Genomic DNA, 9,894 nt, shown 5'->3' with positions numbered 1-9,894 from the left:
AACACTGCCTGTCAGGGTTTGGGCATGGGTAGCGGTGAGGGCCAGCAGCAGTAGCGGCAGCAGGGCATAGCGAAGCAACCGAAGGTAGCGGCCTGGGGAAACGGTAGCGTGAAAAAGCATCTGGGAGGAATAAATGATGTACTCTTCCCAGAGACTTGCCAACGACCAGTGGTTGTCTGACCAGCACAAAAAACCAGCGCCCACCCACCAGATGCCTAATTGAAAGATAATGAAGCTGTTTAGGAAGTGCCAGAAATCAGTTAGGATGTCATGCTGAGCGCAGTCGAAGCATCTCTACCGCTTCGTTGTGGTTGTTTAACGAAGCGGTAGAGATGCTTCGACTGCGCTCAGTATGACGTTCTTTTGACTTTCTAAACAGCTTCAATAATTACCAGTTGATAGCTAAAGGCTAAAAACCTATTCCTCTTCCAGCAACGTGAATTCCAGCGCCAGCGGGTCGAAGGCGTCGAGCAGCTGAGTTATGAAATCGGGGTTGTTGATGAGGATGTTGAGCACGTTGTCGGAGCGTTCCTGGAAGCCGCCGCCGGGTAGCAGCTTGCCCAGCAGGCCATCGAGCTGCTGGTAGGCCGTTTCGTGTTTGGCTTCGGCGGCCTTACTGAGGCGCTTTTCCAGGTTGCTGAGGATGCCGCTGGCTTTCTGCTGCTCGGCGGCCACGGCTTTCACCAGCGAGGGGTCGAGGCGTTGGGCCAGCGCGGCTACCTGCTCGAAGGCGGCGGCCAGCTGCTGCTGCTGTTCGCGCAGGTCCACTTCCTCCTGCCCCAGGTGCGCGGCCAACTGCTGCTTTAGGGCCGGCAGCTTCGCAAATACGGCTGTGCTATCCAGCCCCAGCTTGCGCAGCTTGGCGGCGTTGGCCTTGCTGATGAACTGGGCCGAGTTGCGCAGTAGCACCATCGGGAAAGGCACCCCATTTTCCTCGAACACGCTCTTCAACTGGAACCAGTAGGCCACCTCGGCCCCACCCCCGATGTAGCACAGGTTAGGTAGCAGAAGCTCCTGGTACAGCGGCCGTAATACCACATTGGGACTGAACTGCTCGGGATGCGCGGCCGCCAGCGCCAGCAGCTCGGGCCGCCCCAGCACTTTGGCAGCACCGTCCACGGTCAGCGTGACCGAGTCGGTGGTGTGGTCGTACTCCAGCCGCTCGCGCTGGCCATCGGCCGTGATGAAGAATAGGTTGAAAGGCCGGGCGTATACCTGGGGCTTGTAGCCGGCCGCCTCCAGCCGGGCGTCGGTGGCCTGCACGGCCTGGTAGGAAGCCTGGTCACGCAGCTCGCGCTCCAGCACCGGGGCCAGGGCCTGCTTCAGCTCCGGCACATCGGCATCGAGGCTCACCAGCCCGTAGTCGCCAAACAGGCCCATGGCCAGCCGGTGGGTGGCCTCAGCCAGCGTGGCCGACCGCTCGTAGGCCTCGCGGAACAGCGCCGGCACGTCGGCTGGCAATTGGTCAAGCACCTGCTCGGCCAACCCGTCTAGGTTCATGCGGCCCACGGGTTGGCCGGTAGCAGACGCGTTCCACTCGTACGTCTTGCCAAACAGGCTGAAATGGTTGATTTCGGCGAAATCATGGTCCTCGGTGGCCAGCCAGTATACCGGCACGAAATCGTACTGCGGATATTTCTCCTTGAGTTGCCGGGCCAGCTTAATGGCCGATACAATCTTGTAAATGAAGTACAGCGGGCCGGTAAACAGGTTGAGCTGGTGGCCGGTCGTCACGGTAAACGTGGTTTCCTGGGCCAATAGTGTCAGGTTGGTGTGCACGGCGGCGGGCGCTGCTGGCAGGCCCGCATACTGCTGTTGTAAGGCGGCTACCAGCCGCTGCCGGGCTTCGGATGAGTACGCCGCCTGCTTCTCCTCTATTTGCTTTTCAAAGGCCGTCAGCTCCGGAAAACGGTGATAAAAGGGCTGAAGGGCTTCTTTACGGGCCAGATAATCAACCAGCAAAGAAGAAAAAGCGCCGGTTTCGGCGTAGGAAAGCGTGGTTACGGTCATGGGCGGGAGAGGGTAATCCGGCTACAACCGGCCAGACGCCACAAAGTAACGGGGTATTTTTAGTTGTCAGGTATCAGTTGTTAGTTATCAGTTGCTGGCAAGGCTGTTAAAAGCAATAGCTCCCGGCACCAGAGGCACCGGGAGCTATTGCAAAAGCTGCCGAAAAGCAAACTAGCCTGACAACTAACAACTAACAACTAATAACGAGCAACTGACAACTAATATTCTATACCAAGCGGCCGTACAGGTCGAAATCCGAGGCTTCGGTGATTTCCACTTGAGCGAAGTCGCCGATGCGTACGAACGTGTCGTTGTTGGCGGGCACCAGCACTTCGTTGTCCACTTCGGGCGAGTCGTATTGGGTGCGGCCCACGAAGTAGCCGCTTTCCTTGCGGTCGAAGAGTACCTTGTAGGTCTGGCCGATTTTCTGCTCGTTGAGCTCCATCGAAATACCCTGCTGGAGCTCCATGATCTGGTCGGCGCGGTCCTGCTTCACCTCGGCTGGCACGTCGTCTTCGAGGGTGTAGGAGTGCGTGTTGTCCTCATGCGAGTAGTTGAAGATGCCCAGCCGGTCAAAGCGGGTGTCTTCCACGAAGCGGTAGAGGTCCTCGAAATCCTGTTGGGTTTCGCCGGGGTGACCGGCAATGAGGGTCGTGCGCAGGGCAATGTCGGGCACGCGCTGGCGGATGGTATCGACCAACTCGCGGGTGCGGCGCTGGCTGATGCCGCGGCGCATGCTCTTGAGCATGTTGTCCGAAATGTGCTGCAAAGGCATGTCAAGGTACTTGCACACGTTGTCGCGCTCGTTCATCACGTCCAGCACATCAAGCGGGAACTGCGAGGGGTAGGCGTACTGCATCCGGATCCAGTCAATTCCTTCCACATCCGACAAGTGGCGCACGAGGTCGGCCAGCTTGCGAGTGCCGTAGTGCTCCAAACCGTAGTAGGTCAGGTCCTGGGCGATGAGAATCAGCTCCTTAGTACCCATGCTGGCCAGACGCTTGGCCTCTTTTACTAGGTCTTCAATGGGGCGGTCAGTGTGCTTGCCGCGCATCAGCGGGATGGCGCAGAACGAGCAGGGCCGGTTGCAGCCCTCGGCAATCTTGAAGTAGGCGTAGTGCGCGGGCGTGGTCAGGAGCCGCTCGCCCACCAGCTCGTGCTGGTAGTTGGCCTCCAGCTTTTTCATCAGCTGTGGCAATTCCAAGGTGCCGAAATAGGCATCTACCTGCGGAATTTCGCGTTCCAGATCGTCCTTGTAGCGCTGCGAGAGGCAACCGGTTACGTAGAGCTTCTCCAAGCGGCCGGCCTCCTTTTCGTCGGCGTAGCGCAGAATGGTGTCGATGCTCTCCTGCTTGGCATTATCAATGAAGCCGCAGGTATTGATGATGACGATGTTAGCGTCGCTCTGCTCGGCCTCGTGGGTTACCTCGAACTGGTTGGCCCGGAGCTGGCCCATGAGCACCTCCGAGTCCACGATGTTCTTGGAGCAGCCGAGGGTGATGACGTTGACTTTATTGGCCTGCTGGCTTCTTACTTTCATGCTGGATTGGGATGGCGGGTGGCCGGGCAATTCTTTCTAAGTGAGAAACTTGCCCGCTTTCAGCCCGCGGCGAAATTCGGACCGCAAAGGTACGCAGGAGCTAACACCTTTTCCTAAGCGGAAGGTTTCTTTGCGATGGGAGTGGCACCGGCAAACCTGCTCTGGCAACATGGTGTAAGGGTGGGGCTTGTCCCCGCACGCCGTTGAACGGAATCGTTGATAAGGTGCAAACGGCGGGCGGGGACAAGCCCCGCCCCTACGTAGTTACTTCTTAAACAGCGAATTGACGAACGTGGTCCGGTCGAAGAGCTGCAAGTCGGTCATCTTTTCGCCCACACCAATGTAGCGCACGGGCACCTGTAGCTGGGCCGAGATGCCGATAACCACCCCGCCCTTGGCCGTGCCATCGAGCTTGGTAATGGCCAGCGCCGATACGTCGGTGGCCTTGGTGAACTCCTGGGCCTGCAGGTAGGCATTCTGGCCAGTGCTGCCGTCAAGCACCAGCAGCACCTCGTGGGGCGCGCCGGGAATCACTTTCTGCATTACGCGCTTGATCTTGCTCAGCTCGTTCATCAGGTTTACCTTGTTGTGCAGGCGGCCCGCCGTGTCAATAATTACCACGTCGGCACCCATCTCCACGCCTTTCTGCACCGCATCGAAGGCTACGGCGGCCGGATCGGTGTTCATGCCGTGCGAAATGACGGGTACGCCTACCCGCTCGCCCCAGATGATGAGCTGATCCACGGCGGCGGCCCGGAACGTGTCGGCGGCACCCAGCACCACCTTTTTGCCTGCACTATGAAAACGGTGGGCCAGCTTACCGATAGTCGTAGTTTTGCCTACCCCATTCACGCCCACCACCATAATCACGAAGGGCGAGCCGGGGCTGTCGGGCCTATCCAGAATAGCGCGCGAGCCAGTGGCGCTGCTGTTGGCGTCGAGCAATGCCACAATTTCCTCCCGCAGAATCACGTCAAGGTCGGCGGTGCTCACGTACTTGTCGCGGGCCACGCGCTTCTCAATGCGCTCAATCACCTTCACCGTCGTGTCGATGCCCACATCGGCGTGCACGAGCATGGTTTCGAGGTCGTCGAGTACGGCCTCATCTACGGTGTTGCGGCCGGCTACGGCCTTGCTGAGCTGGTCGAAGAAGCTGGTTTTTGTTTTCTGCAACCCCTCATCGAGGGCCTGCTGCTGCTCCTTGTTTTCCTTGTCCTTCTTGAAAAAATCGAAGAGGCCCATAGGGGTCAGGGGTCTGGGTTGGTGAGGATATGAGGGACTAGGTTAGCAAAGAACGTCATTCTGAGCAGAGCGAAGAATCTCGCGTGCCAAGGTAGCCCTGCTGTCAGGAGTTACCTTGGCACGCGAGATTCTTCGCTCTGCTCAGAATGACGTTCTGGATTCTCAAAACTTCTGTATGCAAAAAAGTCCCACGCTGGCGGGACTTCTTCACTTCGTATCAGGTAGCCCCAAGGGGCAACCGGCTACTTAACGCCGGTCGTGATGTAATCCTGTACTTTGTCAACAGGTACCATTTCCTCGCGGAAGGTGTAGGCACCGGTTTTCTCCGACTTGACGGCGCGAATCACTTTCGCCCAGTCTTTGCCGGTAGCGGTCTTCAGGGTTGCTACTACTTTCTTTGCCATGACGCGGGTTACTTAATTTCCTTGTGAACGGTCATCTTACGCAGCACATTGTTGAATTTCTTCAACTCGATGCGCTCGGGCGTGTTCTTACGGTTCTTGGTGGTGATGTAGCGCGAGGTGCCCGGCTGCCCCGAGTTCTTATGCTCAGTGCATTCAAGGATTACCTGCACCCGGTTGCCTTTCTTAGCCATCTCGACGGGGTTTTTGGATTAAGGACTGCAAAGGTACAAGGGAAATCGGCATTGACAAATAGTTTATTGATAATTGGGCGCTTAGCATTTCAGATATGTGGCTGAGCTGCCTGACGCAGGTTTCGAGCCTGTGAAACAAGGTAATATCCCGACCAGATACCCCTCTACGCTGCTGCAACATTACTTCTGTTGAGCTGCTGGTGGCCACGCCACCCGAAATCCCTCGGCCAGCGACTCACCCCGTAACTCCAGGCCCGGCGCAAGAGCATGAGTGCAGGGCAGTGGGGTTTCGCCGCAGGCCCCCAGTTCCCCATTGGCAACGCGCACCAGTTGCCCACTGGGCAGGCGCACGGGACGAGTGGGTGGCAGTGGGGGCAAATTGGGCCATACCAGAGCCGCTACTGCTCCTGGCCGCGGATGGCGCAGGCCGTAAATCGGGTCGCGCAATAGGTGTAGCATCGCGGCTACAACTAGCACTAGAACCAGCCTGCCCAACCAGCGGGGCATCGGTAGCGTCAGCCAGGGCCAGAAGGCCAGCACCAGTAGAAAGCCCATGCCAAAGCGATAGTCGGGGGCCAGCGCAAACCAGAATATTCCCCCCCCAGCCGCTACCAGCCAGGCACTCAGCCAGCCAGGGTGAGTGAATCTGGCTCCCGTTTGTCGGGCCCGCCACCAGGTTGCCAGCGGCGCCACGGCAGCCAGCAGTAGCAAGGTCATTGTTATGGGGGAGTTGAGCCACTCCTGCTGCCACCAGCGCGGCAGCCATTGCCAGGCCGTATCGGTGGGGCCGTACCAGTCGGCTCGGGGTAAGTCGCGGGCCATGTTGGTAATAAGCCGTTGCTCGGTTAGCACCAGTTCGGGTGGCATCCGCCAGTCAACCGGTAGGCCTGGCAGCCCCGGTAACGGATATGCCGGATAGCCTGAAAGAACCAAGTTACGCACCAGCCACGGCAGGAAAATTACCAGCATAATCCCTAGTAGCCTGGGCCAGTTCTGGGCGGTGGGCTCCTCGGCTACCCCCGCCGGGCCGGGCGGGCGGCTGGCTACCCACAGCGCGTGCAGCGGCAGCAGCAGCACGGGTAGCGCCGAGAGCTTGATGGTGACGGCCGCGCCGCTCAGTAGCGCCAGCAGCAACAGCCGGGGCCGACCGGCCCGGCCCTGCACGTGATAGGGGCCGAAAAAACCGCTGTATAGCAGAAATGTAAAGCTCAGAAATACGACCAGCGCACAATCGGGCGCGGGGCTGGCCACCCAGCCTCGAAACAGATAAAAATATATGCAGAATAGCAGCAGCGCGGCCCCAGCCCAGGCAGTATAGCGGGCCTCTTTGTTTCGTATTGCCCAGGTCACCCCCCGTGCCGCCGCCATGGCCAGTAAGGTGTTGAGGTAGGGTGGCAGCGGGTAGTAGGTGCCCGTGGGCGTTGGAATGCCGAATACGGCCGTACCCAGGAACAAGTGCGAGTTGAAGGCGAGTCGCCCGTGCAGGTTGCCCAATCCCGGCACCACGGCATAGCGCTCCAGCCAGTGCAGATACTGTAGGTAATAGAGCTGAGCATCGGGGTTGCGGCTGCCGAGCTGCTGATATAGTAGCAGCACCAGTAGCAATAGGGCCAGAAGGCCCACCCCCACCCACCACGCTGCCGGGCGCGGTGTGGCCCACCAACGGCACAACTCCACAACGATTGCCCGCCGCTGCCCCAGCAGCAGTGCCACTACCAGCACGCCCAGCGCGCCGCGTACAGCCAGGCTGCCCAATGGCAGTACCAGCGACACGGGCGCCAACCCAACCAACAGCAGGGCCACGCCAGTTAGGCTCAGTGCTTCCAGTGGCAGCGGCCGCACGGCTGGGCGGTTGCCCACCAGCGCCCGCCAGCCTGACCAGCCCAGCGTAGTCGTAACAAGGGCCAGCAGCAGCCAGCCTCCCAGAATAAGCAGCATGAGAGAAGGATTTAAACCGCCAAAGTAAGCACCCGGCTGGTTGGCCGACCTTTCTGACTTCCTGAGGCTCGCAAAACCGGCCTGCCGTGGGAACCCAACTGCCTCGGGCGTTGTATCTTTGCGCTATGATGATGCTAGACCTGCCCGTAATTTCCAAGCGCGATATCCGTAAAATCAGCTCCGACGAGCTGAAGGCGTTTATGGTGCAGAACGGCGAGAAGCCTTTCCGGGCCAAGCAGGTGAGCGAGTGGCTGTGGAAGAATACGGCCGGCACGTTCGAGGAAATGAACAACATCAGCCTCGCCACCCGCGAGTTGCTGGCGCGCCACTTCGTTATCAACGGCGTGCAGGTGCAGAACCAGCAGGTGAGCAACGACGGCACCATTAAATCGGCTTTTCGGCTGTTTGATGGCAACATTGTGGAGGGCGTGCTCATCCCGCACGACACGCGCATGACGGCCTGCATCTCGTCGCAGGTGGGCTGTTCGCTTACGTGTAAGTTCTGCGCGACCGGTTACATGGACCGCAAGCGCAACCTCGATGCCGCTGAGATTTACGACCAGGTAGTACGCATCCGGGAGCAGTGCGAGGCCCAGTACGGCACGCCGCTCACCAACATCGTGTATATGGGCATGGGCGAGCCGCTACTCAACTATGCTAATGTGGTGAAGAGCATCGAGCGCATCACTGCGCCCGACGGCCTGAACATGGCCCCGCGCCGCATCACCATCAGCACGGCCGGCATTGCCAAGATGATTAAAAAGCTGGCCGACGACGGCGTGAAGGCCAATCTGGCCCTGAGCCTGCACGCGCCCAACGACACGAAGCGCAACGAGATTATGCCCATCAACGAGGCCAACTCGCTGGCGGCGCTGGAAGAAGCGCTGAAGTACTACCACCAGGCCACCGGCCGCAAGGTTACCTACGAGTACATCGTATTCGAGAGCTTCAACGACACGCTGCAGGATGCCGAGGAGCTGTTTCAGATTTCGAAGTGGCTGCCCTGCAAAGTCAACCTCATCGAGTACAACCCCATCGAAAACGCCGATTACCGCAACACTGGTGAAGCCAAGCTACTGGCCTTCCACAAGTATCTGGCCGACCGGGGTGTGCAAACCAACCTGCGCCGCAGCCGGGGTAAAGATATTGATGCTGCCTGCGGGCAGCTGGCCGTGAAGCAGCCGCAGGAGCCGGCTGCATAGTCGGACGCGCTTACGAGCGTTTCAAAAAAACAGTCGGGGCCGCTGCATATGCAGCGGCCCCGACTGTTTTTTTCGTGGCTAACTCAAGTTGCGGAGGTCGGTGTATGGGGTGGTCCAGTAAAAACGGACAGTGCGCTAAGATAGGTTGAGATTCAAGTCGCGTTCAAATTGCTGGGGCGAGCGGTAGCCGAGGGCGGAGTGGCGACGGTCCAAATTGAAGTAGGTGTCCAGGTAATGGGCGACCTCTAAGCGGGCCTCTTCGAGACTGGCAAAGACGGTTCCGTGAGGCAGTAATTCGGTTTTGAGCGTGCTCCAGCCGGCTTCAGCTTGGGCGTTGTCGTAGGGGTTGCCGGGCCGGCTGAAGCTGGCCACCGCTCCGGCAGCGTCGATGCGGGCCCGGCAGGCGGCGCTGGTGTACTGGCTGCCACGGTCAGCGTGGATAATCAGGCCCGGCGCGGGTTGGCGTAGCGTCAGGGCTTGTTCGAGCGCTTGCAGAACGAGCTCGGTGGGCATCTGCGCGGCCAGACTCCAGCCCACGACCCGGCGCGAACAGGTATCGCGCCAAGTGGCCAGATAGCACCAGCGCCCGCCCGGCAGGGGCAGATAGGTGATGTCGCCCACCCACACCTGGTTGGGGGCAGTGGGGGCGGGTTGACCGAGCAGCCGGTTTTCAGCCACGACGGCGGCCGGGTCGGCCACCGTCGTGCGCGGGCGCTGAGCACGCGTGCTCAGCGCCCGCAGCCCGTTGCGGTGCAGCCAGGAGCGGAGCGCATAGCGACCCACGGCGTGGCCTTCGGCGCGCAATTCGGCCCGCAACCGTCGCGTGCCGTAGCGGCGAGCATGGCGCGTAAACGCCGCCTGCGCTGCTGGCTGCCATGTGGCAGCCGGTTGGGCCGGGCGCTGCTGCCACTGGTAATAACCGGCGGTACTGACGGCCAACAACCGGCACAACAACTGCACGGGCCAGGGCTCGGTGCAAGCCTGCATGAACTGGTAGCGGTTCATGACTGAGGCGGTTGCGCAAAGATGGTCACGACTTTTTTTAAAATATCGCGCTCCATTTCCACGCGCCGCAATTCGGCGCGTAGCTGCTTGATTTCGTCGCGCTCGGCGCTGCTGGGCACGGCGGCTTTTAGCGCCTCGCGCTGCCAGCGGCCGAGCAAGGCCGGCGAAATACCTTGGGCGCGGGCTACGTCCGTCTGGCGGGCTCCGGCCGCGACTTGGCGCACGCACTCGGCTTTGAAAGCGGGTGTATATTTCTTGCGTGTGGCAGGCAAGCCACTAAAATTCAGTTTCTCGGTCATGGGCAGTGGAAGATAAGACTTCTCACTGTCCGTTTTAGCTAGACCACCTCAGTAGGAGCGGGG

At 59.9% G+C, this 9,894-nt stretch carries 9 protein-coding genes; 1 reads left to right on the top strand and 8 read right to left on the bottom strand.

The genetic code is table 11. From position 1 onward, the window contains the following. Window positions 1-417: 417 nt before the first annotated feature. From bshC to HW554_RS19650, 6 genes are all read right to left on the bottom strand, one after another. Complete coding sequence (bshC, locus tag HW554_RS19675; protein WP_176910239.1) at window positions 418-2,010, bottom strand: bacillithiol biosynthesis cysteine-adding enzyme BshC; 1,593 nt, start codon at window positions 2,008-2,010, stop codon at window positions 418-420. A gap of 226 nt (window positions 2,011-2,236) precedes the next feature. After that, window positions 2,237-3,550, bottom strand: a complete 1,314-nt coding sequence (gene rimO, locus HW554_RS19670; RefSeq protein WP_176901121.1) for a 30S ribosomal protein S12 methylthiotransferase RimO — start codon at window positions 3,548-3,550, stop codon at window positions 2,237-2,239. Window positions 3,551-3,814: 264 nt separating this feature from the next. Next, entirely contained in the window at window positions 3,815-4,792 is a 978-nt protein-coding gene (gene ftsY, locus HW554_RS19665; protein ID WP_176910238.1) for a signal recognition particle-docking protein FtsY, read from the bottom strand. Between the two features lie 242 nt (window positions 4,793-5,034). Then, the gene (locus HW554_RS19660; RefSeq protein WP_019946887.1) at window positions 5,035-5,196 is read right to left on the bottom strand and encodes a DUF4295 domain-containing protein; all 162 of its coding nucleotides are present in this window, start codon (window positions 5,194-5,196) and stop codon (window positions 5,035-5,037) included. Window positions 5,197-5,204: 8 nt separating this feature from the next. Next, the gene (gene rpmG, locus HW554_RS19655) at window positions 5,205-5,387 is read right to left on the bottom strand and encodes a 50S ribosomal protein L33 (RefSeq protein ID WP_019946888.1); all 183 of its coding nucleotides are present in this window, start codon (window positions 5,385-5,387) and stop codon (window positions 5,205-5,207) included. Window positions 5,388-5,567: 180 nt separating this feature from the next. Next, window positions 5,568-7,325, bottom strand: a complete 1,758-nt coding sequence (locus HW554_RS19650) for an LIC_10190 family membrane protein (RefSeq protein ID WP_176910237.1) — start codon at window positions 7,323-7,325, stop codon at window positions 5,568-5,570. Between the two features lie 125 nt (window positions 7,326-7,450). On the opposite strand from HW554_RS19650, the gene rlmN reads away from it, so the two are divergent. Continuing rightward, window positions 7,451-8,527: a 23S rRNA (adenine(2503)-C(2))-methyltransferase RlmN gene (gene rlmN, locus HW554_RS19645; protein ID WP_176910236.1), complete on the top strand. Its 1,077-nt coding sequence runs from the start codon at window positions 7,451-7,453 to the stop codon at window positions 8,525-8,527. Between the two features lie 135 nt (window positions 8,528-8,662). Here rlmN and HW554_RS19640 read toward each other — a convergent pair whose 3' ends face one another. Together HW554_RS19640 and HW554_RS20775 are read right to left on the bottom strand one after the other, a co-directional pair. Beyond that, a complete protein-coding gene (locus HW554_RS19640; RefSeq protein WP_317170916.1) occupies window positions 8,663-9,604 on the bottom strand; it encodes an IS3 family transposase in 942 nt (313 codons plus the stop codon). Next, on the bottom strand, window positions 9,529-9,831 hold the full coding sequence (locus HW554_RS20775; protein WP_218134792.1) for a transposase: 303 nt from the start codon (window positions 9,829-9,831) through the stop codon (window positions 9,529-9,531). The genes HW554_RS19640 and HW554_RS20775 overlap by 76 nt, the downstream gene beginning before the upstream one ends. Window positions 9,832-9,894: the final 63 nt, after the last annotated feature.

It is taken from the genome of Hymenobacter lapidiphilus, assembly GCF_013377885.1.
Taxonomy (GTDB): domain Bacteria; phylum Bacteroidota; class Bacteroidia; order Cytophagales; family Hymenobacteraceae; genus Hymenobacter; species Hymenobacter lapidiphilus.
This window is presented reverse-complemented; position numbering and strand designations above follow the sequence as displayed.

Coding starts and splice junctions, on each gene's coding strand:
- bshC (WP_176910239.1), bottom strand. CDS start 2,010: ATGACCGTAACCACGCTTTCCTACGCCGAAACCGGCGCTTTTTCTTCT.
- rimO (WP_176901121.1), bottom strand. CDS start 3,550: ATGAAAGTAAGAAGCCAGCAGGCCAATAAAGTCAACGTCATCACCCTC.
- ftsY (WP_176910238.1), bottom strand. CDS start 4,792: ATGGGCCTCTTCGATTTTTTCAAGAAGGACAAGGAAAACAAGGAGCAG.
- HW554_RS19660 (WP_019946887.1), bottom strand. CDS start 5,196: ATGGCAAAGAAAGTAGTAGCAACCCTGAAGACCGCTACCGGCAAAGAC.
- rpmG (WP_019946888.1), bottom strand. CDS start 5,387: ATGGCTAAGAAAGGCAACCGGGTGCAGGTAATCCTTGAATGCACTGAG.
- HW554_RS19650 (WP_176910237.1), bottom strand. CDS start 7,325: ATGCTGCTTATTCTGGGAGGCTGGCTGCTGCTGGCCCTTGTTACGACT.
- rlmN (WP_176910236.1), top strand. CDS start 7,451: ATGATGATGCTAGACCTGCCCGTAATTTCCAAGCGCGATATCCGTAAA.
- HW554_RS20775 (WP_218134792.1), bottom strand. CDS start 9,831: ATGACCGAGAAACTGAATTTTAGTGGCTTGCCTGCCACACGCAAGAAA.